The sequence below is a fragment of the Streptomyces sp. NBC_01549 genome (genome assembly GCF_026339955.1).
Taxonomy (GTDB): Bacteria; Actinomycetota; Actinomycetes; order Streptomycetales; family Streptomycetaceae; genus Streptomyces.
In genome coordinates, this window is record NZ_JAPEPW010000002.1 from 973474 (window position 1) to 998120 (window position 24647).

22 protein-coding genes and 2 pseudogenes are annotated in these 24647 nt (G+C 70.3%); 12 read left to right on the top strand and 12 right to left on the bottom strand.

Translation table 11 applies throughout. From position 1 onward, the window contains the following. Positions 1–21: 21 nt before the first annotated feature. Both OG819_RS39145 and OG819_RS39150 read left to right on the top strand, forming a co-directional pair. Positions 22–1176 (top strand): Gfo/Idh/MocA family protein, encoded by a 1155-nt coding sequence (locus OG819_RS39145; RefSeq protein WP_266632816.1) that lies wholly within the window; start codon positions 22–24, stop codon positions 1174–1176. Between the two features lie 163 nt (positions 1177–1339). Then, a complete protein-coding gene (locus tag OG819_RS39150; protein ID WP_266655489.1) occupies positions 1340–2788 on the top strand; it encodes an alginate lyase family protein in 1449 nt (482 codons plus the stop codon). A gap of 35 nt (positions 2789–2823) precedes the next feature. On the opposite strand, the gene OG819_RS39155 is transcribed toward OG819_RS39150, so the two are convergent. The 6 genes from OG819_RS39155 to iolC all read right to left on the bottom strand — a co-directional run bounded on the left by OG819_RS39155 (position 2824) and on the right by iolC (position 9948). Then, complete coding sequence (locus OG819_RS39155) at positions 2824–3624, bottom strand: GntR family transcriptional regulator (RefSeq protein ID WP_323139407.1); 801 nt, start codon at positions 3622–3624, stop codon at positions 2824–2826. Positions 3625–3706: 82 nt separating this feature from the next. Next, positions 3707–5200 (bottom strand): CoA-acylating methylmalonate-semialdehyde dehydrogenase, encoded by a 1494-nt coding sequence (locus tag OG819_RS39160; protein ID WP_266632814.1) that lies wholly within the window; start codon positions 5198–5200, stop codon positions 3707–3709. Positions 5201–5240: 40 nt separating this feature from the next. Beyond that, on the bottom strand, positions 5241–7112 hold the full coding sequence (iolD, locus tag OG819_RS39165; protein ID WP_266653863.1) for a 3D-(3,5/4)-trihydroxycyclohexane-1,2-dione acylhydrolase (decyclizing): 1872 nt from the start codon (positions 7110–7112) through the stop codon (positions 5241–5243). Continuing rightward, positions 7112–7996 (bottom strand): 5-deoxy-glucuronate isomerase, encoded by an 885-nt coding sequence (gene iolB / locus OG819_RS39170; protein WP_266632810.1) that lies wholly within the window; start codon positions 7994–7996, stop codon positions 7112–7114. The genes iolD and iolB overlap by 1 nt, the downstream gene beginning before the upstream one ends. A 71-nt stretch (positions 7997–8067) precedes the next feature. Continuing rightward, positions 8068–8946, bottom strand: coding sequence for a deoxyribose-phosphate aldolase (locus OG819_RS39175; RefSeq protein ID WP_266653865.1), 879 nt, complete (start codon positions 8944–8946; stop codon positions 8068–8070). Positions 8947–8976: 30 nt separating this feature from the next. Beyond that, a complete protein-coding gene (gene iolC, locus OG819_RS39180; RefSeq protein ID WP_266632806.1) occupies positions 8977–9948 on the bottom strand; it encodes a 5-dehydro-2-deoxygluconokinase in 972 nt (323 codons plus the stop codon). 292 nt (positions 9949–10240) lie between these two features. Here iolC and OG819_RS39185 point away from each other — a divergent pair, with 292 nt between their 5' ends. The 6 genes and pseudogenes from OG819_RS39185 (at position 10241) to OG819_RS39205 (ending at position 14477) form a co-directional block, all read left to right on the top strand. Further along, a complete protein-coding gene (locus OG819_RS39185; RefSeq protein ID WP_266632804.1) occupies positions 10241–11260 on the top strand; it encodes a sugar ABC transporter substrate-binding protein in 1020 nt (339 codons plus the stop codon). After that, on the top strand, positions 11260–12336 hold the full coding sequence (locus tag OG819_RS39190) for an ABC transporter permease (RefSeq protein WP_266632802.1): 1077 nt from the start codon (positions 11260–11262) through the stop codon (positions 12334–12336). The genes OG819_RS39185 and OG819_RS39190 overlap by 1 nt, the downstream gene beginning before the upstream one ends. 8 nt (positions 12337–12344) lie before the next feature. After that, entirely contained in the window at positions 12345–13259 is a 915-nt protein-coding gene (locus tag OG819_RS39195) for an ATP-binding cassette domain-containing protein (protein ID WP_266632800.1), read from the top strand. Between the two features lies 1 nt (position 13260). Further along, positions 13261–13515 (top strand): annotated as a pseudogene (locus OG819_RS39200) (2-keto-myo-inositol dehydratase); the annotation flags it as partial. A gap of 25 nt (positions 13516–13540) precedes the next feature. Beyond that, positions 13541–13861: pseudogene (locus OG819_RS59205) on the top strand (SDR family NAD(P)-dependent oxidoreductase). 43 nt (positions 13862–13904) lie between these two features. Continuing rightward, complete coding sequence (locus OG819_RS39205; protein ID WP_266653867.1) at positions 13905–14477, top strand: TetR/AcrR family transcriptional regulator; 573 nt, start codon at positions 13905–13907, stop codon at positions 14475–14477. Here OG819_RS39205 and OG819_RS39210 read toward each other — a convergent pair. Next, positions 14452–15633: a CaiB/BaiF CoA-transferase family protein gene (locus tag OG819_RS39210; protein ID WP_266653869.1), complete on the bottom strand. Its 1182-nt coding sequence runs from the start codon at positions 15631–15633 to the stop codon at positions 14452–14454. The genes OG819_RS39205 and OG819_RS39210 overlap by 26 nt on opposite strands. Positions 15634–15708: 75 nt before the next feature. Between OG819_RS39210 and OG819_RS39215 the strand changes: the two genes are divergently transcribed. Beyond that, positions 15709–16881 carry an acyl-CoA dehydrogenase family protein gene (locus tag OG819_RS39215; RefSeq protein WP_266425431.1) on the top strand — a complete coding sequence of 391 codons (1173 nt, stop codon included), beginning with the start codon at positions 15709–15711 and terminating at the stop codon, positions 16879–16881. A 10-nt stretch (positions 16882–16891) separates the two neighbouring features. Here the strand turns inward: OG819_RS39215 and OG819_RS39220 are convergent, their stop codons facing one another. Next, on the bottom strand, positions 16892–17356 hold the full coding sequence (locus tag OG819_RS39220; protein ID WP_266632797.1) for an HIT family protein: 465 nt from the start codon (positions 17354–17356) through the stop codon (positions 16892–16894). A 96-nt stretch (positions 17357–17452) separates the two neighbouring features. Here OG819_RS39220 and OG819_RS39225 point away from each other — a divergent pair, with 96 nt between their 5' ends. Beyond that, positions 17453–18469, top strand: coding sequence for a zinc-binding dehydrogenase (locus tag OG819_RS39225; protein ID WP_266653871.1), 1017 nt, complete (start codon positions 17453–17455; stop codon positions 18467–18469). Positions 18470–18566: 97 nt separating this feature from the next. On the opposite strand, the gene lpdA is transcribed toward OG819_RS39225, so the two are convergent. The 3 genes from lpdA to OG819_RS39240 form a co-directional block, all read right to left on the bottom strand. After that, the gene (gene lpdA, locus OG819_RS39230; protein WP_266425439.1) at positions 18567–19970 is read right to left on the bottom strand and encodes a dihydrolipoyl dehydrogenase; all 1404 of its coding nucleotides are present in this window, start codon (positions 19968–19970) and stop codon (positions 18567–18569) included. A gap of 130 nt (positions 19971–20100) precedes the next feature. Further along, positions 20101–20250 carry a hypothetical protein gene (locus tag OG819_RS39235; RefSeq protein WP_266632795.1) on the bottom strand — a complete coding sequence of 50 codons (150 nt, stop codon included), beginning with the start codon at positions 20248–20250 and terminating at the stop codon, positions 20101–20103. Positions 20251–20316: 66 nt separating this feature from the next. Further along, positions 20317–20802, bottom strand: coding sequence for a PaaI family thioesterase (locus OG819_RS39240; RefSeq protein ID WP_266653873.1), 486 nt, complete (start codon positions 20800–20802; stop codon positions 20317–20319). Between the two features lie 90 nt (positions 20803–20892). On the opposite strand from OG819_RS39240, the gene OG819_RS39245 reads away from it, so the two are divergent. Further along, complete coding sequence (locus OG819_RS39245; RefSeq protein WP_266632793.1) at positions 20893–21372, top strand: helix-turn-helix domain-containing protein; 480 nt, start codon at positions 20893–20895, stop codon at positions 21370–21372. Between the two features lie 350 nt (positions 21373–21722). Here OG819_RS39245 and OG819_RS39250 read toward each other — a convergent pair whose 3' ends face one another. Further along, a complete protein-coding gene (locus OG819_RS39250) occupies positions 21723–23216 on the bottom strand; it encodes an NAD(P)/FAD-dependent oxidoreductase (RefSeq protein ID WP_266653875.1) in 1494 nt (497 codons plus the stop codon). Positions 23217–23355: 139 nt separating this feature from the next. Here OG819_RS39250 and OG819_RS39255 point away from each other — a divergent pair, with 139 nt between their 5' ends. Continuing rightward, positions 23356–24579: a PucR family transcriptional regulator gene (locus OG819_RS39255; RefSeq protein WP_266653877.1), complete on the top strand. Its 1224-nt coding sequence runs from the start codon at positions 23356–23358 to the stop codon at positions 24577–24579. Positions 24580–24647: the final 68 nt, after the last annotated feature.

Here is a 24647-nt window from a genome sequence, read left to right on the forward strand (position 1 = left end):
CCGGTCCAAAGAGGGGCAGTCATGGTGCGTTCGCTCGGGGTTGCCGTCGTGGGGTTCGGCTGGATGGGACGGGTGCACACCCAGGCGTACGCCCGCGTGTCCCACCATTTCCCGGAGCTGTCCCTGCGACCCGAACTGGTCGCCGTCGCGGACGAGGTGCCCGGCAGGGCGGAGGAGGCCGCGGCCCGGTACGGGTTCACGGCCGCCCACCGCGACTGGCGCGAGGTGGCCGCCGATCCCCGGGTCCAGGCGGTGAGCATCGCCGCGCCGAACTTCCTGCACCGCGAGATCGGCCTCGCCATGGCCGAGGCGGGCAAGCACATCTGGATCGAGAAGCCGGTGGGCCTGACCGCCGAGGACGCCCGCGCCGTGTCGGACGCGGTCACCAAGGCCGGGGTCCAGGGCACGGTCGGCTTCAACTACCGCAATGCGCCCGCCGTCGCCGCCGCCCGCGAACTGATCGCCTCCGGCGAGATCGGCACCGTCACGCATGTCCGCATCCGGCTGTTCAGCGACTACGCGGCCCATCCGGAGGGCGCCCTGACCTGGCGCTACGAGCGGGAGCGCGGCGGCAGCGGAGTCCTCGGCGACCTGGCCTCGCACGGCGTCGACCTGGCGCGCTTCCTGCTCGGCGAGATCGAGGCGCTGACCGCCGACACCGCGATCTTCCTGCCCCGGCGGGCCCGCCCGACCGGCGCCACCGCCGGTCACACCCGCGCGGCGGGCGGCGATCTGGGCCCGGTGGAGAACGAGGACTATGTCAACTGCCTGCTGCGCTTCGCCTCCGGTGCGCGGGGCGTGCTGGAGGCCTGCCGGGTCTCGGTGGGCGAGCAGAACAACTACGGCTTCGAGGTGCACGGCACCAAGGGCGCGGTCTTCTGGGACTTCCGGCGCATGGGCGAACTGGGCGTCAGCAGGGGTACGTCGTACCAGGACCAGCCCGTCAGCACGGTGTACGTCGGCCCCGGGCACGGCGAGTACGCGGCCTTCCAGCCGGGCTCCGCGAACAGCATGGGCTACGACGACCTCAAGGTCATCGAGGCGCACAACTTCCTGCGCTCGATCGCCGAGAACACCTCGTACGGCGCGACGCTGGTCGACGCGGTGCACAGCGCGGCCGCGCTGGACGCGATGTCCCGTTCCGCCGAGCGGGGCTCGTGGGTGTCCCTGGCATGACGTGACGGCCGCGGTGGCCGGATCCGTCGTCGCGTCCATGAAGGACGGCTGCCGCGACTTTCTGTTATCGGCCGCGTTCCACGGCGTCTCCTGTGCGTAGGCATCCCCAGGCACCGAGCGCTAAGGAACCAAGTCAGTGACAGTACAGATCAGTCGCCGGAACATGCTGAAGATCGCCGGTGCGGCCGCGGGCGCCGCCGCTGCCGGCACCGCCGTCGCGGCGGCCCCGGCAGCGGCGGCGGGCGGTGTCTTCGCGCACCCCGGGATGCTGCACACCCGGGCCGATCTGCACCGTATGGCGGCCGAGGTGAAGGCCGGCGCGGAGCCCTACGCGGCCGGCTTCGCCAGGCTGACGGCCAACCGGCATGCCCAGAACACCTGGACGGCCAACCCCCAGGCGACCGTCTACCGCGGCTCGGGCACGCCCGAGAACTACGCCACGCTCTACCACGACATCCACGCGGCCTACCAGAACGCCCTGCGCTGGCACATCACCGGCATCACCGCGCACGCCGACACCGCCCGCGACATCCTCAACGCCTGGTCGGCCAAGCTGACCAGGCTCGACGGCAGCGCCGACCGGTTCCTCGCCTCGGGCCTCTACGGCTACCAGTTCGCCAATGCCGCCGAGCTCGTCCGCGGCCACGACGGCTTCGAACTGGCCCGATTCCAGAAGATGATGCTCGACGTCTTCCACCCGCTGAGCGAGGACTTCCTCGCGAACCACAACGGCTCCTACATCACCAACTACTGGGCCAACTGGGACCTGACGAACATCGCCTCGGTCCTCGCCATCGGCATCCTGTGCGACGACCGCGCGAAGGTCGACCGCGCCGTCGAGTACTTCAAGCACGGCGCGGGAATGGGCTCCGTCAAGAACGCCATCCCGGTCGTGTACGCCGACGGCCTCGCCGAATGGGTCGAGGCCGGCCGTGACCAGGGTCATGCCCTGCTGGGCGTCGGCTTGATGGGCACCATCTGCGAGATGGCCTGGAACCAGGGCATCGACCTGTACGGCTATGACGACAGCCGATTCCTCAAGGGCGCCCAGTACGTCGCCAAGTGGAGCCTGGGCGCGGACGTGCCCTACACCTCGTACACCCGTAAGAAGGGCGCACCCGGCATCTGGTCGGGCTCGGAGACCGCGTCCGCGGCGGCGGCCGTCGATCCGGCCATGGCCCGGCCGATCTGGGCCATGATCAGCAATCACTACACCGAGCGCCGGGGGCTGGACGCGCCCTACCTCACGAAGATCGCGGCCCGGTTCGCGCCCGAGGGCGGCGGCGGGGACTACGGCCCCAACAGCGGCGGTTACGACCAACTTGGCTTCGGCACACTGGCGTTCACCCGGCCTCGGGCCACCGCCGCCCTGGCGTCGGCGAAGCCGACCGCCGTGGCGTCCGGTGTGTCGCCCTCAGGCAGCAGGTCCGTCGGTCCTTCCGCCACGCCCTCCTCCGCGGCGAGCCCTTTGGGTGGGAGCGCCGGTGACCTGGCCGCCACCGGTTCCTCCGGCCTGCCGGCCTGGACCGCCGCCACTGGCGTCGCCGCCCTCGCGGGCGGTTTCCTCCTGCTGCGCCGCCGCGACCGGGCACGCCGCGACGCCGGGGAGTGACGGGCGGGTGAGCGCCCGCACGTCGGTCGCGGCGTTCATGTGCGAAGCAGCAGCTGGAACTCGAAGGCGTATCGCGAGGAGCGGTAGATGTGGGTGCCGTACTCGACCGCGCGGCCGGTGTCGGCGTAGGCCGTGCGCTGCATGGTGAGCAGGGCGGCGCCCGCCGGTTCGTCCAGCCGCGCGGCCTCCTCCGGCGAGGCGGCGCGGGCGCCCACGGTCTGGCGGGCGCTGTGCAGGCTGATGCCGCCGGCACGCATCATGCGGTACAGGCCGGTCGACTCCAGGCGGGCGGTGTCGACGTCCAGCAGCCCTTCCGGGATGTAGTTGCACAGGGCCGCCACGGGTCGGCCGTGGGTGAGGCGCAGCCGCTCCACACGGTGTACCGCGCCGCCCTCGGCGATGCCCAGGGCGGCCGCGACGTCGGCGGACGCCGGTTCGAGGGCGTTGTGCAGCACCTGGGTCGTGGGGCGCTGTCCGGCGTTCTCCAGGTCGTCGTAGAGGCTGCTGAGCTCCAGTGGGCGTTTGACCTGGCTGTGCACCACCTGGGTGCCCACGCCCCGGCGGCGGACCAGGAACCCCTTGTCGACCAGGGTCTGGATGCCCTGACGGACGGTGGGGCGGGACAGACCGAGGCGTCCCGCGAGCTCGACCTCGTTGCCCAGCAGGCTGCCCGGGCTCAGTACACCGCGCTGGATGGCGCTCTCCAGCTGTTGCGCGAGCTGGTAGTAGAGCGGGACGGGGCTGTTGCGGTCCAGCGTGAAGTCGAGGCCCACGGGTACAGCGGCGGCCGCTGCTCGTGGGAATCGGGCGGTCCGGCGGACGGGAACCCTTGCCATCGCATCGTCCTGACGGTCGGTCCTGAGGACGGCCGGTGCGGGGACGGAAGAGATCTGTCGCCGCACCGGCCGCCACTGCGAGTCAGGAGTGGCTGGGGAAGCCGAGGTTGATGCCCGCGTCGGACGGGTCGGGCCAACGCGTGGTGATCACCTTGCCCTGGGTGTAGAAGGCGATGCCGTCGTTGCCGTAGATGTGCAGGTCGCCGAAGAGGGAGTCCTTCCAGCCGCCGAAGGAGTGGTAGCCGACGGGCACCGGGATCGGCACGTTGATGCCGACCATGCCCGCCTGGACCTCCAGCTGGAAGCGGCGGGCCGCGCCGCCGTCCCGGGTGAAGATCGCGGTGCCGTTGCCCCAGCGGGAGCTGTTGATCAGCTTGATGGCCTCCTCGTAGGTGTCGGCGCGCACGACGCACAGCACCGGGCCGAAGATCTCGTCCTTGTACGCGTCCGCCGTCACCGGGACCTTGTCGAGCAGCGAGACACCGATGAAGAAGCCGTCCTCGTGGCCTTCGACGGAGTAGCCGGTGCCGTCGACGACGACCTCGGCGCCCTGGGCCGCCGCACCGGCGACGTACGACGCCACCTTGTCGCGGTGCTCGCGCGTGATCAGCGGGCCCATCTCGGAGGCGGGGTCGTTGCCGGGGCCGATGCGCAGGGCCTTCGCCCGCTCGGCGATCTTGCCGACCAGCTCGTCGCCGGTGTCGCCGACCGCGACCACGACCGAGACTGCCATGCAGCGCTCGCCGGCCGAGCCGTAGGCGGCGTTGATCGCCTGGTCGGCGGCGAAGTCCAGGTCGGCGTCGGGCAGGACGAGCATGTGGTTCTTGGCACCGCCGAGGGCCTGTACGCGCTTGTCGTGCTCGACGCCCTTGAGCTGGATGTACTTGGCGATGGGCGTGGAGCCGACGAAGGAGACCGCGACGACGTCCGGGTGCTCCAGGAGGCGGTCGACCGCGACCTTGTCGCCCTGCACGATGTTCAGCACACCGTCCGGCAGCCCGGCTTCGGAGGCCAGCTCGGCCAGCCGGAAGGAGGCCGACGGGTCCTTCTCGCTCGGCTTGAGCACGAAGGTGTTGCCGCAGGCGATGGCCAGCGGGAACATCCACATCGGCACCATGGCCGGGAAGTTGAACGGCGTGATGCCGGCGACGACGCCCAGCGGCTGCCGGATCGAGGCCACGTCGACCCGGGTCGAGACCTGCGTGGACAGCTCGCCCTTGAGCTTGTCGGCGATGCCGCAGGCCAGTTCGACGATCTCCATGCCGCGCGCGACCTCGCCGAGCGCGTCCGAGTGCACCTTGCCGTGCTCGGCGGTGATCAGTTCGGCGATCTCGTCACGGTGCGCGTCGAGCAGTTCGCGGTACTTGAAGAGGATCGCCGTGCGCTTGGCGAGCGAGACGCTGCCCCAGCTCTCGTACGCCGACTTGGCATCGGCGACGGCGGCGTCCACCTCGTCGACCGAGGCGAAGCCGACCTGCTTCTCCTGGGCGCCGGTGGCCGGGTTGTAGACGGAACCGAAGCGTCCGGACGCGGACTCGACGGGCTTGCCGCCGATCCAGTGCGTGATGGTCTTCATGGTGCGGGGGCCTTTCGGTGGCGGGGGGAAGAAGTCGGGGTCAGAGGTGGCGACGGCGCTCGACGGCGTGGCCGTCGTACCGCTCACGGGCGGCCGACGCGGCGTCGCGAGAGGCGACTTCCGCGACGGGCACGTCCCACCAGGCCTCGGCGGGCGGTGCGGTGGGCGTCGGGTCGGTCTCGACGTAGACGCAGGTCGGCCGGTCCGAGGCGCGCGCGGCGGCCAGGCCGTCGCGCAGTTCCCGTACGGTCTTGGCGCGGATGACGTCCATGCCGAGGCTGGCGGCGTTGGCGGCGAGGTCCACCGGGAGCGGGGCTCCGGAGAACGTGCCGTCGGCTGCGCGGTAGCGGTAGGCGGTGCCGAAGCGCTCGGCTCCGACCTCCTCGGAGAGGCCGCCGATGGAGGCGTAACCGTGGTTCTGGATCAGGACCAGGTTGACGGGCAGGCCCTCCTGGACGGCGGTGACGATCTCGGTGGGCATCATCAGATAGGTGCCGTCGCCGACCAGCGACCAGACGGGCGTGCCAGGGGCGGCCTGCTGGACTCCGATACCGGCGGGGATCTCGTAGCCCATGCAGGAGTAGCCGTACTCCAGGTGGTACTGGCGCGGACCGCGCGCCCGCCACAGCTTGTGCAGGTCACCGGGGAGCGAGCCGGCCGCGTTGATGACCACGTCGTCGTCGCCGACGACGACGTCCAGGGCGCCGAGGACCTGCGTCTGGGTGGGCACCGCGGAGTCCTCCGCCCGGTAGGCGGCCTCGACGACCTCCTCCCAACGCGCCCTGCCCGCGCGGTACTCCGCCTCGTACCCCGCGTCGACCCGGTGGCCCGACAGTCCCTCCGCCAGCGCCTCGAGCCCGGTCCGCGCGTCCGCGACCAGCGGCCGGGCGGCGAGCTTGTGGGCGTCGAAGGCGGTGATGTTGAGGTTGACGAAGCGCACGCCCGGCTGCTGGAACAGCGTGTTCGAGGCGGTGGTGAAGTCCGTGTAGCGGGTACCGACCCCGATGATCAGGTCGGCGGTGCGGGCGATCTCGTCGCTGACGGCGGTGCCGGTGTGGCCGATGCCGCCGAGGTCGGCGGGGTGATCGTGGCGCAGCGATCCCTTGCCCGCCTGGGTGGAGGCGACCGGGATGCCGGTGGCGTCGACGAGGGCCTTGAGCGCCGTCTCGGCCTCGCTGTGGTGCACTCCCCCGCCAGCGACGATCAGGGGGCGCTCGGCGGCGCGGATCGCCCGTACGGCTTCGGCGAGTTCGAACGGATCGGCGGCGGGACGGCGTACGTGCCAGACGCGCTCGGCGAAGAACTCCTCCGGCCAGTCGTAGGCCTCCGCCTGCACGTCCTGCGGCAGGGCGAGGGTGACGGCGCCGGTGTCGGCCGGGTCGGCCAGCACCCTCATCGCGTTCAGCGCGGCCGGGATCAGCATCTCCGGGCGGGTGATCCGGTCGAAGTAGCGGGAGACCGGGCGCAGTGTGTCGTTGACGGAGACATCCGCCTCGACGGGATGTTCCAGCTGCTGGAGCAGGGGGTCGGCGGAGCGCGTCGCGAAGTAGTCGCCGGGCAGCAGCAGTACGGGCAGACGGTTGATCGTCGCGAGGGCGGCGCCGGTGACGAGGTTGGTGGCGCCGGGGCCGATGGACGTGGTCACGGCCTGGGCGGAGAGGCGGTTGAGCTGCCGGGCGTAGCCGACCGCCGCGTGCACCATGGACTGTTCGTTGCGGCCCTGGTGGAAGGGCATGGTGTCCTCGCCGGCCTCCAGGAGGGCCTGGCCGATGCCCGCCACATTGCCGTGGCCGAAGATGCCCCAGGTGCCGGCGATCAGCCGGTGGCGTACGCCGTCGCGCTCGCTGTACTGCGCGGACAGGAAGCGCACCAGCGCCTGGGCTGTCGTCAGGCGACGGGTGGTGGTGCTCATCAGGACCTCTCTGGGGCGGTGTAGAGGGGCAGGCGGGGGTCGACCGGCCGCTCCGGCCAGGTGTCGCGGATCCAGGCGTGGTCGGGGTGGTCGCAGATCAGCCAGGCGCGGTCGGTGCCGGGGCCCGCCATGACGTTGAGGTAGTACATGTCGTGGCCGGGCACGGCCATGGACGGCCCGTGCCAGCCGTCGGGGATGAGGACGACGTCGCCGTCGCGCACCTCGGCCAGCACATCGGTGTTGGCGCCGTGGCCCGAGGGCGAGACGCGCTGGTAGCCGAGGCCGGGCGTGCCCTCGTGCGGGGCGAACTCGAAGTAGTAGATCTCCTCGAGTTCGGACTCCTCGCCGGGCCGGTGTTCGTCGTGCTTGTGCGGCGGGAAGGAGGACCAGTTGCCACCGGGGGTGATCACCTCGACGGCGATCAGCTTGTCGCACTCGAAGACCCCTGCCGCGCCGAAGTTGTTGACCTGGCGGGAGCAGTTGCCGGTGCCGCGCAGTTCGACCGGCACGGAGGAGGCCGGCCCGTATCGGGCGGGCAGTCGGCGGGTGCAGCGGGCGCCGGTGAGCGCGAACCGGCCGCCGTCGCGCGAGGCGATCGAGACCTGGGCGTCGCGGGGCACGTACGCGAAGTCGCTCACCCCGCTGAAGACGCTCTCGCGCCCGGCGAGCCGGAACGTGTCACCGCCGACGGCGACGGTGCAACCGCCCGAGAGCGGGACCACGATCCACTCGCTGTCGCCGGTGTCGAAGGCGTGCCAGCCACCGGCGGGCAGTTCGAGCACCCGCAGGCTGGAGTGGCCCCAGCCGGCCGACTCGGGGGTGACGTCCACGGCGTAGGCGTCGGCGGCGGCCTTGCCCGCGGGCAGATGGTGCGTGGTGGTCATCGGAAGTGGCTCCTCTACGGGAATCAGAGCGGGCCTTCGGGAGGCGGCGAGTCGGCGCGGGCGGGTGCGAGTCAGAGCAGGCCGACCGCGGTGTCCACCGCGGTCTCCACGCTGCCCTCGGCGGGGTAGAGCAGCGAGCGGCCGACGACCATGCCCTGGACGGTGGGCAGCCGCAGGGCTTTGCGCCATTTCTCGTACGCGCCCTCCTGGTCGCTACCGACCTCGCCGCCGAGCAGTACGGCGGGCAGGGTGGAGGCCTCCAGCACCTCGGCCATGTCGTCGGGGTCGTCGGTGACCGGAAGCTTGAGCCAGGTGTAGGCCGAGGTGCCGCCGAGGCCGGAGGCGATGGCGATGGACCGGGTGACGGCCTCGGCGCTCAGGTCGTTGCGGACCTTGCCGTCCACCCGGTGGGATATGAACGGCTCGACGAACAACGGCAGTCGGCGGGCGGCCATGTCGTCGATGGCGCGCGCGGTGGTTTCCAGGGTCTCGAGGGAGCCCGGGTCTTCGTAGTCGATGCGGACCAGCAGCTTTCCGGCGTCGAAGCGGAGCCGCTCGATGTCCTCGGCGCGATGGCCGGTGAAGCGGTCGTCCATCTCGAAGGAGGCGCCGGACAGCCCGCCGCGGTTCATGGAGCCCATCACGACCTTGTTCTCCAGAACGCCCAGGAGCAGCAGGTCCTCCAGGATGTCGGCGGTGGCGAGCACCCCGTCCACCCCGGGCCGGGACAGCGCGACGCAGAGGCGTTCGAGGAGGTCGGCGCGGTTGGCCATGGCCAGGCGGTGCTCGCCGACGCCGAGGGCGCCGCGCGCCGGGTGGTCCGCGGCTACGACCATCAGACGGCCGCTGTCGCCGATCAGCGGGCGGCGGACCCGGCGGGCGGCCGCTTCGGCGATGGCCTCCGGGTGCCGGGCGCGCACCGTGGCGAGGTCGGGGATGCTGATGCTCAAGACAGGCTCCTGTTCAGGGGGTGGCGTCGGTCAGCCGCGCGCGAGGAGGTCCTCGACCTCGGACTCGGTGGGCATCGCGGAGGAGCAGGCGAGACGGGAGGCGACGAGCGCGCCGGCCGCGTTGGCGTACCGGATGGTCTTCTCCAGCTCCCAGCCGGACAGCAGCCCGTGGCAGAGCGAGCCGCCGAAGGCGTCTCCGGCGCCGAGGCCGTTGACGACCTCCACCGGGACCGGCGGGACCTCAGCGACGGTGCCGTCGCGGTGGACGGCCAGGACTCCCTTGGGGCCCTGTTTGACGACGGCGAGTTCCACACCGGCCGCCAGCAGGGCTTCGGCGCAGGCTCGGGGTTCGCGTACGCCGGTGGCGATCTCGCACTCGTCGAGGTTGCCGACGGCGACGGTGGCGTGCCGCAGCGCCTCGGCGTAGTACGGGCGTGCCTCGTCCGGGTCGGACCAGAACATGGGCCGCCAGTCGAGGTCGAAGACGGTGGTGCCGGACTTGGCGCGCGTCTTCAGCGCGGCGAGCGTGGCCGAGCGGCTGGGCTCCTCGCTCAGGCCGGTGCCGGTGATCCAGAAGATGCGGGCCGCGCGGATCGCGAAGAAGTCCAGCTCGTCGGTCCGGATCTCCAGGTCGGGCGCCTTGGGCCGCCGGTAGAAGTAGAGCGGGAAGTCGTCCGGCGGGAAGATCTCGCAGAACGTGATCGGCGTGGGGTAGGCGTCGACGGGGGTGACCCAGCGGTCGTCGACGCCGAACTCCTTGAGCGCCTGGTGGAGATAGGCGCCGAAGGGGTCCTGTCCGGTGCGGGTGATCACCGCGGTGGACCGGCCCAGGCGTGCGGCGGCCACCGCGACGTTGGCCGCCGAGCCGCCGAGGAACTTTCCGAAGGACTCGACCTGCGCGAGCGGCACACCCGTCTGCAGGGGATACAGATCGACGCCGATGCGTCCCATGGTGATGACGTCGAGGGACGCGGCGTCGAAGGGTTCAGCGGACTCAGGCATGCGTGTCGCTCCTGATGCGTGGGATGCGGGCGACGGGGCGCCCGGTGCCTCTTAGGTGTAGGACGCACGACCACCCCCTGTCAAGACTTTGTACTGACATTCGGACCTGCTCAGGAAATGATGTCTTAACAAAGTCTTGACAGGGGGGTGCGCCAGGGACTTGTATCCCGTCCCAACGAAGCAGCCGCGTCACCGCACATGACCCGGACGACACGTCCGGGTCCCGTACGGGCCCAGCGCCCCGGCGCCGTCCCGTTCCCTTTCCCCTGTCGCACAGTAAGGTGCTGGAAAGATGGACCGCACGTTTCACCCCCGTACCCGCAGAATCGCCCCCCTCGTCGCGACCGCGGCAGTATCCATGCTGCTGATAGCCGGCTGTTCCAGCGGCTCTGGCGGAAAGAAGGCGGAGGAGAGCGGGGCGGCGGTGTCGGCCGGCAAGGCCAGCACTCCCCGCATGACCGTCGCGCTGGTCACCCACCAGGCACCCGGCGACACGTTCTGGGACATCGTCCGCAAGGGCGCCGAGGCCGCGGCCGCCAAGGACAACGTCAAGCTGGTCTACTCCGCCGACCCGGTCGCGGGCAACCAGGCCAACCTGGTCCAGAACGCCGTCGACCAGAAGGTCGACGGCATCGCGATCACCCTCGCCAAGCCGGACGCCATGAAGGACGTCGTGAGCAAGGCGACCGCGGCCAAGATCCCCGTGGTCGGCCTCAACTCGGGTGTCAGCGACTGGAAGAAGCTGGGCCTGATGGAGTTCTTCGGGCAGGACGAGACGGTGGCGGGTGAGGCGCTCGGCAAGAGGCTGAACTCGGAAGGCGCGAAGAAGGCCGTCTGTGTGATCCAGGAGCAGGGCAACATCGGACTCACCCAGCGCTGCGACGGCGTGAAGAAGACCTTCAGCGGCAAGACGGAGACCCTGTACGTCAACGGCACCGACATGCCGTCCGTGAAGTCGACGATCATCGCCAAGCTCAAGCAGGACAGCGCGATCGACTACGTCGTCGCCCTCGGCGCCCCGTACGCCCTCACCGCGGTGCAGTCGGTGGACGAAGCCGGCAGCAAGGCGAAGGTCGCCACGTTCGACCTCAACAAGGAACTCACCAGCGCCATCAGCAAGGGCACGATCCAGTTCGCGGTCGACCAGCAGCCCTACCTGCAGGGCTACTTGGCCATCGACTCGCTGTGGCTCTACAAGACGAACGGCAACTACAGCGGCGGTGGCGAGCAGCCGATCCTGACGGGTCCGGCCTTCGTCGACAAGTCCAACGTCGACGCGGTCGCGCAGTTCGCCGCGAAGGGCACCCGGTGATGAGCATGGCCCAGCAGGCTGAGCCGGCGGTGACCACACCGCCGGCCCCCGGCCCCAAGGAGACCGACGGCCGGACCGCGCAGCGCTCTGTGACGCTGCGGCTGCTCGCCCGGCCCGAGGTGGGCGTCTTCCTCGGCGCCGTGGCCGTGTTCGTCTTCTTCCTGATCGCGGCGCCCTCGGTGCGCTCCGGCAGCTCGATGGCGACCGTGCTCTACCAGTCGTCGACCATCGGGATCATGGCGCTGCCCGTGGCCCTGCTGATGATCGGCGGCGAGTTCGACCTCTCGGCCGGCGTCGCGGTGATCACCTCGGCGCTCACCGCGAGCATGATCAGTTACCAACTGACCATGAACGTCTGGGTGGGCGTGATCGTCGCGCTCATCGTCTCGCTGGCGGTGGGCGCGTTCAACGGCTGGATGATGGTCAAGACCGGGCTACCGAGCTTCCTGGTCACGCTCGGCACCTTCCTGATCCTGCAAGGCGTCAACCTCGCCGTGACCAAGCTGGTCACCGGCAACGTCGCGACCGACGACATCAGCACCATGGACGGCTTCGACCAGGCGAAGAAGATCTTCGCGTCCTCGTTCGACGTCGGCGGCGTCGAGGTGAAGATCACCATCGTGTGGTGGCTGGTATTCGCCGCCATCGCCACCTGGGTCCTGCTGCGCACCAAGTACGGCAACTGGATCTTCGCCGTCGGCGGCAACCCGGACAGCGCCCGCGCGGTCGGCGTACCGGTCACCTTCACCAAGATCACGCTGTTCATGCTCGTCGGCTTCGGCGCCTGGTTCATCGGCATGCACCAGCTGTTCTCCTTCAACACCGTGCAGTCCGGCGAGGGCGTCGGCCAGGAGCTGATCTACATCGCCGCGGCCGTGATCGGCGGCTGTCTGCTCACCGGCGGCTACGGCTCCGCGATCGGCCCGGTCTTCGGCGCCTTCATGTTCGGCATGGTCAACCAGGGCATCGTCTACGCGGGCTGGAACCCCGACTGGTTCAAGGCCTTCCTCGGCGTGATGCTGCTCGGCGCCACGCTCATCAATCTGTGGGTCCGCCGCGCGGCGACCCGGAGGTGAAGCGACCCATGACAACCAACGGATCCGGACCCGCCGGCGCCATCCTCCCGGACACCCCGCCCCAGGACGGCACCGCCCCGATCGTCGAACTGCGCGCCGCGGGCAAGGCCTACGGCAACATCCGCGCCCTGCACGGAGTCTCCCTCGCCGTCCGCCCCGGCCAGGTGACCTGCGTCCTCGGCGACAACGGCGCCGGCAAGTCCACCCTCATCAAAATCATCTCCGGCCTGCACCAGCACACCGAGGGCGAGTTCCTCGTCGACGGCACCCCGGTACGCTTCTCCACCCCCCGCGAAGCCCTCGACAAGGGCATCGCCACCGTCTACCAGGACCTCGCCACCGTCCCGCTCATGCCGGTGTGGCGCAACTTCTTCCTCGGCTCCGAGATGACCAAGGGCCCCTGGCCCATCCAGCGTCTCGACATCGACCGCATGAAGAAGACCGCCGACGAAGAACTGCGCAACATGGGCATCGTCCTCGACGACCTCGACCAGCCCATCGGCACCCTCTCCGGCGGCCAGCGCCAGTCCGTGGCCATCGCCCGCGCCGTCTACTTCGGCGCTCGCGTCCTCATCCTCGACGAACCCACCGCCGCCCTCGGCGTCAAGCAGTCCGGCGTCGTCCTCAAGTACATCGCCGCCGCCCGCGACCGCGGCCTCGGCGTCATCTTCATCACCCACAACCCCCACCACGCCTACATGGTCGGCGACCACTTCAGCGTGCTGCGCCTGGGCACCCTCGAACTCAGCGCCGCCCGCAGCGAGGTCAGCCTGGAAGAACTCACCAACCACATGGCCGGCGGCGCCGAACTCGCCGCGCTCAAGCACGAACTAGCCCAGGTCCGCGGCGTCGACGTCGACGAACTCCCCGAAGCGGAGGACCTCAAAGCACCCGTGACGGCCTCCCCCGAAGGGACCTCCTGACATGACCGCTCCCCTGGACCGCATCCGGGTCGGTTCCGCGCCGGACTCCTGGGGCGTCTGGTTCCCCGACGACCCCCAGCAGGTGCCCTGGGAACGCTTCCTGGACGAGGTGTCCGAGGCGGGCTACTCCTGGATCGAACTCGGCCCCTACGGCTATCTGTCGACCGACCCGGCCCGGCTCACCGCCGAGATCGACAAGCGCGACCTGAAGGTGTCGGCCGGTACGGTCTTCACCGGGCTGCACCGCGGACCGTCCGTCTGTCTCGTCCATCAGCGGCCGGGTGGGCATTCCCGGCATTCCGCAGGCCTCGTACGCGGCGAGCAAGGCAGGCCTGTCCGGCCTGACCGCCGAGCTCGCCGTGCAGTGGGCGCGGCGTTCGATCCGGGTGAACACGGTGGCCCCCGGCTTCTTCCGCAGCGAGATCACCAGCCCGCTCTACGAGGGTGAGCGCGCCGCCGAGTAGCTGCGCCGCAACACCCCGCTGCCCAAGGAGGGGACCGCCGACGACATCGTCGGAGCGGTCCTGTGGCTCGTCGGCGACGCCGGAAGCTATGTCACCGGGCAGACGGTGGTCGTCGACGGCGGCTGGACCGCCCGCTGACAGCACCTCCTGCCGCGTCAAGGGCAACGGCTACGCTGAGGTCATGCCGTCCACACGTCGCACAGCGCGCCAGACCGACCTGCTGGAAAGGCTGGTCGCCCTGCTGGTGGCGGAGGGTTTCGCCTCGTTCACGCTCGACGAGCTGACCGAGCGGCTGCGCTGCTCGAAGACGACGTTGTACCAACTGGCCGGCAGCAAGCAGGAGTTGGTCCGCGAAGCGGTGAAGCACTACTTCCGGAGTGCGGCCGAGGCCATCGAGAAGCAGGTGACGGACACCTCCGCGCCCGCGGAGCGTGTGGTGGTCTACCTGAATGCCGTCGCCGAGCAGTTGAGGCCGCTGTCCCGGCGATTCCTCGATGACATGGCCGGATTCGAACCGGCCCGCGAGGTGTACGAGGCCAACACCCGCCTGGCCGCGGGCCGGATCAGACAGCTGATCGCGGACGGCGTCGCCGCCGGCGCGTTCCGTGACGTCCACGCCGCGTTCGTGGGCGAGGTCGTCGCCGCCACCATGCAGGAGATCCAGCGCGGCGAGGTGTCCGCGCGCACGGGGCTGACCGACGCGGAGGCGTACGCCGAGTTGGCCTCGCTCATCGTGCACGCGGTGTCGACCTGACCGCGGGGGTGCCGGCCGCGGGGGTGCCGGCCGGGGGACCGACGCCCCAGTCCCGCAACACCGACTCAGTGTCCGCGCCCGGCGCGCCCGGGGCCGAGGGCCGCCGGTTGGGCGTGCGCGAGAAGCGCGGGGCCGGTGCGGCCTGAAGGATGCCGTCGACCTCGACGAGGGTGCTCCGGGCCACCACGTGCGGGTGCGCTCCCGCCTCCACGAACGTCAGTACGGGCGTGACGCACGCGTCTGTGCCGGCGAAGTGCGCGGCCCACTCGTCGCGCGTACGGGAGGCGAACCGCTGGGCGAACCGGGCCCGCAGCGCGGGCCAGCCGCCGCGGTCGCCCTGGGCGGGCAGCTGGGCCCCGGTGATGCCCAGCCCCTCAAGCAGCGCCGCGAAGAACTGCGGTTCCAGTGCGGCGACGGCCACGTATTTGCCGTCGCCGCACTCGTAGGTGTCGTAGAAGGGGGCGGCCCCGTCGAGGAGGTTCGTGCTCCGCTCGTCCGACCACTCACCCATGCCGCGCAGCGCGTACGTCATCTGGCCCAGCAGGGCGGTCCCGTCGACCATGGCGGAGTCCACGACCTGCCCGGCCCCGGAGCGTGCGCGTTCCCAGAGCGCGGCCAGGACACCGATGACCAGGAGCATGGAACCGCCCCCGAAATCTCCCACCAGGTTGAGCGGCGGGGGCGGCGGATCACCGGCGCGGCCCATCGCGTGGAGCAGCCCGGTGAGACCTATGTAGTTCAGGTCGTGCCCGGGATCCTGGGCGAGCGGGCCCTCCTGACCCCAACCGGTGACGCGTGCGTAGACGAGCCCCGGATTCTCCCTGCCGCAGTCTTCGGGGCCGACGCCGAGGCGCTCGGCGACGCCTGGCCTGAGGCCCTCGATCAGCACATCGGCCCGGGCGGCCAGCGCCCGTACCAGCGCACGCCCCTCGGACCGCTTGAGGTCGGCGAAGACCGACCGGCGGCCGCGCCGCACGATGTCGGTCGCGTCGTCCGGGCCGAGCCGCAGCGCCCGGCCGGAGGGCCGCTCGACGCGCACCACGTCGGCGCCGAGATCGGCCAGCACCATGCCCGCGTGCGGAGTCGGCCCGAGTCCCGCGAGCTCGAGGACGCGTAGACCGACGAGGGGGCCGGCGGATCCATCGCTGGACTGCATGGCATCACGGTACCAAAAACGATACTGTTGTATCGCTCGCCGTATCAATAATTTCCAGAGCGACCGAGGAATCCCATGCCAGCTACCCGCACGCTTCCCACCCCGGAAGCCGTCGACCTGATCGGCCTGACCCGTGAGCTCGCCGAGAAGGAGCTCGCGCCTCGCGTCGCCGAGGCGGAAGCCGAGGAGAAGTTCCCTCGCGAGGTCTTCCGCACGCTCGGCCGGGCGGGCCTGCTGAGCCTGCCCTACCCCGAGGAGTACGGCGGCGGGGACCAGCCCTACGAGGTCTACCTGCAGGTGCTCGAAGAGATCGCCGCCGTGTGGGCCAGCGTCGGCGTAGGCGTCTCGGTGCACGCGCTGTCCTGCTTCGCCCTCGCCGCCTTCGGCACCGAGGAGCAGCGGAAGGAATGGCTGCCCGACATGCTCAGCGGCGAGTTGCTCGGCGCCTACTGCCTGTCCGAGGCCCACGCCGGTTCCGACCCCGCCGCGATGCGCACCCGGGCCGTCAGGGACGGCGACGACTACGTCCTGAACGGCGCCAAGGCGTGGACCACGCACGGCGGGTACGCGGACTTCTATACGATCATGGCGCGCACGTCCGACGCCGGCTCGGGCGCGATCTCCTGCTTCCTCGTCCCGGCCGACACCCCCGGCCTGATAGCCGATCCGCCCGAGCACAAGATGGGTCTGACCGGGTCGGCCACGGCGACCATCCGTCTGGAGGACGTGCGCGTCCCGGCGCACCGCCGCATCGGCGAGGAGGGCCACGGACTCAAGATCGCCTTCGCCGGGCTGGACTGCGGACGCCTGGGCATCGCGGCCGTGGCCACGGGCCTGGCCCAGGGAGCGCTGGACCACGCGCTGCGCTACTCGCGCGAGCGGGAGACCTTCGGCCGCCCCATCATCGAACACCAGGGGCTGGCTTTCGTCCTCGCGGACATGGCCGCGGCGGTCCAGGCCTCCCGCGCCACCACGCTCGCCGCCGCCCGGCTCAAGGACCAGGGGCTCCCGTTCGCCTGCGAAGCGTCGATCGCCAAGCTGATCGCCACGGACAACGCCATGAAGGTCACCACGGACGCCGTCCAGGTCCTGGGCGGCGCCGGCTACACCCGCGACTTCCCGGTCGAGCGCTATATGCGGGAGGCCAAGGTCATGCAGATCTTCGAGGGCACCAACCAGATCCAGCGCCTGATCATCGGCCGCGCGCTGCGGGAGAGCGACCGTGGCACTCTCAGGGTGCAGAACTAGTGCCGCGGCACTAGAGGTGCGGGAGCCCGTGAAGCCGGGCGCGTAGGGCGCGGGCCATGTGGTCCGCGCCTTCCGCTGTCACCCGCTCCGGCTCCGGGCGGTCCAGGAGCCCGAAGACGCCCGGCCCGCGGTGTGCGGCGGCCAGGTCCGCCATGCGCGGCACGATGTGGAAGTGCACATGCGCGAAGCCCTCGGACTCGGCGAACTGGACGACGTAGGTCTTGACGCAGCCGGTCACCCCGCGCAGGGCCCTGGAGAGCCTGACCTGCCACACCCCCAGGGCCCCGGCCTCGGCGTCGGTGAGGTCATGGACGGCCGTGACATGCCGTCGCGGCAGCAGCACCAGCCAGCCGGGCACCGCGGTGTTGAAGCTGTGGGCCACCCGCCAGTACTCATCGGACACGACGCGTTCGCGGGGCGGAAGTTCGCCGAACCGTGCTTCCTGCCCGCATGCGTAGCAGGGGGGAGTCGTCATGCCCCCGGATCGTAGAGCGGACCTCGACCGCGGCACCAACGGTGACACTTCACGGTAGAGATCACTGTACGGATCATGTACAGAGAGGATGCCGTCATGGCTGTCATGAGCGCGGTGCGTCTGCACTTCCCGACCCACGAGCTGCGGATCGAGGAGGTCGACAGGCCCACCCCCGGTGCGGGAGAGGTCCTGGTCAAGGTGGAAGCGGCCGGGGTGTGCCTGTCCGACGTCCACCTGATCTCCGGAAAACTCGGCGGCACACCCGCGCTGTTGCGGGGCGACACGGTGACCCTGGGCCACGAGGTGGCCGGCACCGTCGCCGAGCCGGGTCCGGACGCGGGCGGCTGGGCGGTCGGCAACCGGGTCGTCCTCCAGGCCGGCGAGTACCGCGACGGCAGGGGCTGGACCCGCGGCGTCGACTACGACGGAGGCTGGGCCGAGTTCGCGCTCGCCCGGGCCGACACGCTGGTCGCGCTCCCGGACTCGATCCCCTTCGAGCAGGGAGCGGTCATCCCGGACGCGGTCTCCACCCCGTGGGGCGCCATCACCGACACCGCCCGCGTCCGCCCCGGCCAGGCGGTCGGGGTGTGGGGTATCGGCGGTCTGGGCGCGCACGGGGTTCAGCTGCTGCGCATGGTGGGCGCCTGCCCGATCATCGCCGTCGACCCCTCCCCCGCCGCCCGCGACCGCGCCCTGGCCTTCGGCGCCGACCTCGCCCTCGACCCGGCCGACCCCGCTCTGGCCGAGAAGGTCGCCGCCGCCACCCACGGGGCGGGCATCGAGGCAGCCTTCGACTTCGCCGGCGTCACCCCGGTGCGCGAGCAGGCCCTGTCGGTGCTGGGCAACGGCGGCAAGCTGGTCCTCGTAGGGCTGAGCGGAAAACCGATCACCATCGCGGACAGCACCACCTTCAGCGCCCGCGAGCTGCGGCTCCTGGGCCACTACGGCTCCGGCGAGAACGCGGTGTCGCAACTCATCCGCCTCACCGAGAACGGACGGCTGGACTTCTCCCGCTCCATCTCGGACGTACTGCCGCTGGAGCGGGCGGCCGAAGCCGTCGAACGGCTGGAGCACAAGAAGGGCGATCCGATCCGCCTGGTGCTGCGTCCCTGAGACACCCGCCCCGGGACGAGGGCGACGACACCGACAAGCACGTCGTCGCCCTCATCGCGGGCGGCGCCACGACGGCACCGCCGGACCGCGAAAACGATCAGAAGTTGATCATGTGTCCGGCGAGGCCGTGCACGGCTTCCTTCACCGCTTCACCCAGGGTCGGGTGGGCGTGGACGTTGCGGGCGACCTCGTGCACGGTCAGGTCCCACTGCTGTGCCAGCGTCAGCTCCGGCAGCAGCTCCGTCACGTCCGGACCGATCAGATGGCCGCCGAGGAGCTCGCCGTACTTGGCGTCGCTGATCAGCTTCACGAAGCCGACCGTGTCACCCAGGCCGTGCGACTTGCCGTTGGCCGTGAAGGGGAACTTGGCGACCTTGACGTCGTAGCCCCGCTCCTTCGCCTGTGCCTCGGTGTAGCCGAAGCTGGCGATCTGCGGCTGGCAGTACGTGGCGCGCGGGATCATCACATAGTCCAGCTCCATGGTCTCCGCGTCCGCGATCGTCTCGGCCGCGATGATCCCCATGGCCTCGGCGTTGTGCGCGAGCATCAGCTTCGCGGTCACATCCCCGATCGCGTAGATGTGGGGTACGGACGTACGGCAGCGGCCGTCGACATCGATCGCGCCGCGCTCGGTGACCCGTACGCCCGTGGCCTCCAGACCGTACCCGGTGACGTTCGGCGCGAAGCCGATCGCCTGGAGGACCTTGTCGGCCTCCAGGACCTTCTGCGCACCGTCCTTGCCCGTGACTGTCACGCGCACCTGCGGGCCCGACTCGTCGATCGACTCGACACGGGTCGAGGTGAGCACGTCGATGCCCAACTTCCGGTACTGCTTGGCGAGTTCGGCGGAGACGTCCGCGTCCTCCAGCGGGGCGACCCGGTCCAGGAACTCGACGACCGTGACCTTCACACCGTAGTTGTGCAGGACGTACGCGAACTCGATGCCGATGGCTCCGGCGCCCGCGATCACGATCGACCGCGGCAGGTCCTCGGCGAGGATCTGCTCCTCGTAGGTGACGACGCGGTCGCTGCGCCGGGTGCCGGGCAGCAACTTGGGGGTGGCACCGGTGGCGATGACGCAGTCGTCGAAGCCGACCGTCTTCGTGGTGCCGTCGGCGAGGGCGACCTGGAGTGTGTGCGCGTCGAGGAAGGTACCTCGACCGTCGATCTCGGTGATCGCGTTCTTCTTCATCAGGAAGTGGACGCCCTTGACGCGGCCGTCCGCGACCCGCCGGCTGCGCCGGAACGCCTCGCCGTAGTCGAAGGAGACCTCGCCGTCGACCTTGATGCCGAAGGTCTTCGCCTCCCGCGTGAAGATGTGTGCCAGCTCGGCATTCCGCAGCAGCGCCTTCGTGGGGATGCAGCCGACGTTCAGACAGACACCACCCCAGTACCTCTCCTCCACGACCGCGACCCGCTTGCCGAGTTGGGCGGCGCGGATGGCGGCGACGTAGCCGCCCGGTCCTGCTCCGAGTACGACTACGTCGAAGCGCTCGTCCATGGGTGGATCCTTCCGGTGAAGCCCGGCTCAGCGCCGGTCCGACATCCTCTGCACCATCTGACCCTGTGACCTTATGTCGTGAGTTCCTGCGACCGACAGCCGACAACCCCTGACCTGCGGCCCACGCGGATCAGGCGCGCAGTGCCGCCACGACGCTTTTCGTGTCCGTGATGACATGTGCGTAGGTCGGATCGTTCAACTCATGGGCGGCCCGCATGAATTCGCGTGAGAACGCCGCGGTGGCGCCGGTCACCAGCGACACATGGAATCCGAGTTCCATCGTCGTAGTCGTACACCGTCATCACCGCCTGCTTTCAGCGGGTCGTGCTCCTGCGCGGGCGGCCGGTCAGACGGGGAACAGCAGACAGCTGCTGGTGGTGTGCGCCAGCAGCCGGTCCCTCGAGTCGAAGAGCTCGGCCTGCGCGAGGGCGGTACGGCGTCCGCTGTTGAGGACGGTGCCCACGGCACGGACCTCGCCGGTGTCCACGGTGACCGGACGCAGGAACTTCACGTTCAGATCGAGAGAGGTGTACCCCATGCCCTGCGGCAGGACCGACTGCACCGCGCAGCCCGCCGCCGAATCGAGCAGGGTGGCGTACACACCGCCGTGGACGCTTCCGATCGGGTTGTAGTGCTCCTCGCCCGGGACGAGGGCGAAGACGACCCGGCCGTGCTCGACCTCTTCGAGCGTCATCCCGAGGGTCGCCGCGATCGGCGCGGCGGGGAGCCGTCCGGCCTGCACCTCGCGGAGGAAGTCGAGACCGCTGTACTGCCCGACGGCGGCGGCGGAGACGGTGGGGTCCTCCCAGTCGTATGTGCGTGACCTGCCCATGTCGCTCCCTCGATGATCTGGATGTCGAATTCGAAGCTAGCTAGTACGAGATCTGGATGTCAATGTCGAAGCCAGCTTACGATGGCGTACATGACGTGGCTCGAGACAAGCACTGAGAACTGCACGATCCAGCGGACTCTCGACCTGGTGGGCGAGAAGTGGTCGCTGCTGGTCCTGCGGGACGCCATGAACGGCGTACGACGCTTCGACGACTTCCGCCGGCATGTCGGACTGTCCGAGAGCGTGCTCGCGGACCGGCTGCGCAAGCTCGTCACGGCCGGGATCCTGGACACCGTCCCCTACAGCGAGCCCGGCAGCCGCACCCGCCACGAGTACCGGCTCACCCGTAAGGGCTGGGAGCTGTGGCCGGCGATGATCGCCCTCAAGCAGTGGGGGGACCGCCATGCGGCGGATCCCGAGGGCCCGCCCCTGGAGGTCATGCACGCCGACTGCGGCGCGCCGGTCGAGACCGTGGTCGTCTGCTCCGCGGGACACGGCGCGCTCGTCCCGCCGCAGGCACGCACCCGCCCGGGCCCGTCGGCGAAGGCCCCGGATCCGACCGCTCGATAGACCGGTGGGGTGGGGGCGCGCGTGCGGGATCGAGACCCCGGCCGCGCCGAAGCCACCGTCGTGACCGGTGCGGGCTCGGGCCTCGGCGCGGGCCGACCGTCCGGCGCGCGCCGCAGCGCACGACCGGCCGTGTCCGACACCCACGAGAACGGCCTCGACAAGACGGTGGAACGGGATCCCGCTCCCTGTACCCGCGCGCGGCCCCGGCGCCGACGACGGACAGGCCTGCGCCGGGCTTCAGCAGTCGATGGCCGACGGCCGGTAACGCCGCTCGAAGGGCTGGGAGGAGTGCGTGCCAGACCGGGCGACGGGACGATGCCGCGTTCGACGGGGGGCGAAGCGGTCGTCGTTCATGCCGACGCCTCGGCCCTCGCGGGGCGCGCGCTCGAGGTGAAGCGCAGGTTTTCGTCCTCGACGGGGCCGCCGCGCAGCAGCTTCACGTCGGAGTGGTAGTTCATCGACATGAGCCAGGGATGGGCCAGTCCTTGACGCGGCAGCTCATGGAGTGACCGTTTGACGTATCCGGCGCCGAAGTCGAGCAACGGACGGGTGGGCATGGCCGGGTCGGGGAGCTGGGGGCAGCAGATGTCCGTGCCGGTGGCGTCCATGTGTCCGAGCAGACGGGTGAAGTGCTCGCACAGCAGGCCGATCTTGAGCGTCCACGAGGAGTTGGTGTAGCCGATCGCGAAGGCGAAGTTCGGCACGCCGCTCAGCATCATGCCCTTGAACGCCACCTTGTCGGCGGCGTCGACGGGCTCGCCGTCCACCGAGAGCGTCATCCCGCCGAACAGCTGCAGGTTCAGGCCGGTGGCGGTGACGATGATGTCGGCGTCGAGCTCACGACCGGACTCGAGCCGGATGCCGGTCTCGGTGAACGTCGTGATCCGGTCGGTGACGACCGAGGCCGTTCCCTTCCTGAGTGCCTTGAACAGGTCCGCGTCGGGGACCGTGCACAGCCGCTGGTCCCAGGGGTCGTAGGGCGGGTTGAAGTGCTCGTCCACTGGATAACCGGTCGGCAGTTGCCTGACGTTCACGGCCCGGATGAGACGCCGTACGACCCGTGGGTGGCGTTGCGAGGTCCGCCAGACGAGGCGCTGCAGGGCGATGTTCTTACGCCGGGTGAGCCGGTGGGCGAGGTCGGCCGGCAACACCTTGCGCAGCGTGTTCGCGATCACGTCCCGCGACGCCACCGGAAGGATGTACGTGGGCGAACGCTGGAGCATGGTGACGTGGCCGGCCGTGTCGGCCAGCGCCGGGATCAGCGTGACGGCGGTCGCACCGCTGCCGATCACCACGACCTTCTTGCCCGCGTGGTCCAGGTCCTCAGGCCAGTGCTGAGGGTGCACGATCTGTCCGGCGAACCGCTCCCGACCCTCGAAGCGGGGGGTGAACCCTTCGTCGTAGCGGTAGTAGCCACCAGCGCAGAACAGCCAGTTCGCGGTCATCGACAGTCTCTCGCCGGTGTCGGCGCGCTCGATCTCCACCGTCCAGCGGGCCTCGGCGGTGGACCAGGACGCGCCGCGCACCTTGTGGTGGTAGCGGATGTGCTGTTCGATGCCGCTCTCCCCCGCGGTCTCCCGCAGGTAGTCGAGGATCAGATCGGCGGTGGCGATCGACTTGTCGTTGCGCCAGGGCCGGAACGCGTAGCCGAAGGTGTGCAGGTCGGAGTCCGACCGGATGCCCGGGTAGCGGAAGAGCGCCCAGGTGCCGCCGGAGACACCGCGGGCCTCCAGGACCGCATAGCTGCTGCCGGGCCGCTCGGTCTGCAGGTAGTGGGCAGCGCCGATGCCGGAGATGCCGGCGCCGATGATCAGCACGTCGATGTGCTCGCTCTGACGGATCATGTGCGGGGACTCCGTTGATGAGGCGTCGCTGGGTGATGCCTCGATGATGACCTCACATACCAGCCAGTACGGTGTGGCAGTTCGCACCTTCACCGGAAAAGTCCAGTGCGTTGTGCACCACTGCGGCTAGCGTACGGACATGAGCCGGCAACGCTCGTCCGAACGAATATGCGATTTACTTCGGCAGGGGGCGGCGATCGCGCTCAACAGTCTGCAGGAGTGGCTCGACGAGATCGACGAGGCCACCTTGGCGGCGGTGAGCATGCGAGCCATCGCGCAGGACCCCGCCCTGCGTGCCGCCACGCGGCGGATCAACCGCGCCCATCTGGCGTATTGGGCGTCGGAAACCGTGCGCGACCCCGGCGCGCCCGTACCTGCGTACGTCGGCCCGGACAGTCTCAGCCACGCCCGCGACCTGGTGCGCCGCGGGCTCGACGAATCGGCCCTGGACTCCTACCGCGTCGGCCAGAACGCCGCCTGGCGGCGCTGGATGCAGACCGCCTTCACACTGACCTCCGATCCCGACGAACTGCGCGAGCTGCTCGATGTGTCGGCGCGGTCCGTGTCGGCCTTCCTCGACGCCACGATCGCCCACATCGCCGCACGCATGGCCACCGAGCGCGAGGAGCTGACCCATGGCACGCACGCAGAACGTCGCGAGATCGTCACCCTGCTCGTCGAAGGCGCGCCCATCAGCCGGCAACGGGCGGAAGCGCGCCTCGGTTACGCGCTCGACCGGACGCACACCGCCGCCGTCGTGTGGAGCGAGGAACCGGACCCCGAACCGGGCCACCTCGAGCGTGCCACCGAGGCTCTGGCGCAGACGGCCGGGGTGCAGCAACCGCTCACCGTGATCGTCGGTGCGGCCACCCTGTGGGTGTGGCTGCCCGGACCCGCCGCGCCGGACACCGGCCTGCTGAGTCAGCTCCTCGACCCGCTGCCGGGCGTCCGGATCGCCGTAGGGCCGTCCGCCCGGAGCGTGGAAGGCTTCCGGCGCAGCCATCTCGACGCGCTGACCACTCAGCGCATGCTCGCCAGGCTCCGTTCGCCGCGTCGCGTCGCCGGCTTCGATGACGTCCAACTCAGCAGCCTGATCAGCCAGGACGTGGAACAGGCCGACGACTTCATCAAGACGACCCTCGGCGACCTCGCCACGGCGAGCCCGGAACTGAGGCACGCGGTCCTCACGTACATCCAGGCCCAGTGCAACACGACCCGCGCCGCCGACCGTCTCTACACCCACCGCAACACCCTGCTCCGGCAGCTCGACCGCGCCGGCCGACTGCTCCCGAGGCCCCTCGAGGACAACACCGTCAAGGTCGCGGTCGCCCTCGATCTGCTCCAGTGGCGTGGCAGCGACTGAGCGCCGGGATGTGCGCTGTCGTGCGTCCGCATCGGCGCTACTCGCGCTCCGCGGCGTACTGCGTTCTC

What these genes read in the sequence shown, in the direction of transcription:
- OG819_RS39145 (WP_266632816.1), top strand. Translation starts at nt 22, where the DNA reads ATGGTGCGTTCGCTCGGGGTTGCCGTCGTGGGGTTCGGCTGGATGGGA.
- OG819_RS39150 (WP_266655489.1), top strand. Translation starts at nt 1,340, where the DNA reads ATGCTGAAGATCGCCGGTGCGGCCGCGGGCGCCGCCGCTGCCGGCACC.
- OG819_RS39155 (WP_323139407.1), bottom strand. Translation starts at nt 3,624, where the DNA reads ATGGCAAGGGTTCCCGTCCGCCGGACCGCCCGATTCCCACGAGCAGCG.
- OG819_RS39160 (WP_266632814.1), bottom strand. Translation starts at nt 5,200, where the DNA reads ATGAAGACCATCACGCACTGGATCGGCGGCAAGCCCGTCGAGTCCGCG.
- iolD (WP_266653863.1), bottom strand. Translation starts at nt 7,112, where the DNA reads ATGAGCACCACCACCCGTCGCCTGACGACAGCCCAGGCGCTGGTGCGC.
- iolB (WP_266632810.1), bottom strand. Translation starts at nt 7,996, where the DNA reads ATGACCACCACGCACCATCTGCCCGCGGGCAAGGCCGCCGCCGACGCC.
- iolC (WP_266632806.1), bottom strand. Translation starts at nt 9,948, where the DNA reads ATGCCTGAGTCCGCTGAACCCTTCGACGCCGCGTCCCTCGACGTCATC.
- OG819_RS39185 (WP_266632804.1), top strand. Translation starts at nt 10,241, where the DNA reads ATGGACCGCACGTTTCACCCCCGTACCCGCAGAATCGCCCCCCTCGTC.
- OG819_RS39190 (WP_266632802.1), top strand. Translation starts at nt 11,260, where the DNA reads ATGAGCATGGCCCAGCAGGCTGAGCCGGCGGTGACCACACCGCCGGCC.
- OG819_RS39195 (WP_266632800.1), top strand. Translation starts at nt 12,345, where the DNA reads ATGACAACCAACGGATCCGGACCCGCCGGCGCCATCCTCCCGGACACC.
- OG819_RS39205 (WP_266653867.1), top strand. Translation starts at nt 13,905, where the DNA reads ATGCCGTCCACACGTCGCACAGCGCGCCAGACCGACCTGCTGGAAAGG.
- OG819_RS39210 (WP_266653869.1), bottom strand. Translation starts at nt 15,633, where the DNA reads ATGCAGTCCAGCGATGGATCCGCCGGCCCCCTCGTCGGTCTACGCGTC.
- OG819_RS39215 (WP_266425431.1), top strand. Translation starts at nt 15,709, where the DNA reads ATGCCAGCTACCCGCACGCTTCCCACCCCGGAAGCCGTCGACCTGATC.
- OG819_RS39220 (WP_266632797.1), bottom strand. Translation starts at nt 17,356, where the DNA reads ATGACGACTCCCCCCTGCTACGCATGCGGGCAGGAAGCACGGTTCGGC.
- OG819_RS39225 (WP_266653871.1), top strand. Translation starts at nt 17,453, where the DNA reads ATGGCTGTCATGAGCGCGGTGCGTCTGCACTTCCCGACCCACGAGCTG.
- lpdA (WP_266425439.1), bottom strand. Translation starts at nt 19,970, where the DNA reads ATGGACGAGCGCTTCGACGTAGTCGTACTCGGAGCAGGACCGGGCGGC.
- OG819_RS39235 (WP_266632795.1), bottom strand. Translation starts at nt 20,250, where the DNA reads ATGGAACTCGGATTCCATGTGTCGCTGGTGACCGGCGCCACCGCGGCG.
- OG819_RS39240 (WP_266653873.1), bottom strand. Translation starts at nt 20,802, where the DNA reads ATGGGCAGGTCACGCACATACGACTGGGAGGACCCCACCGTCTCCGCC.
- OG819_RS39245 (WP_266632793.1), top strand. Translation starts at nt 20,893, where the DNA reads ATGACGTGGCTCGAGACAAGCACTGAGAACTGCACGATCCAGCGGACT.
- OG819_RS39250 (WP_266653875.1), bottom strand. Translation starts at nt 23,216, where the DNA reads ATGATCCGTCAGAGCGAGCACATCGACGTGCTGATCATCGGCGCCGGC.
- OG819_RS39255 (WP_266653877.1), top strand. Translation starts at nt 23,356, where the DNA reads ATGAGCCGGCAACGCTCGTCCGAACGAATATGCGATTTACTTCGGCAG.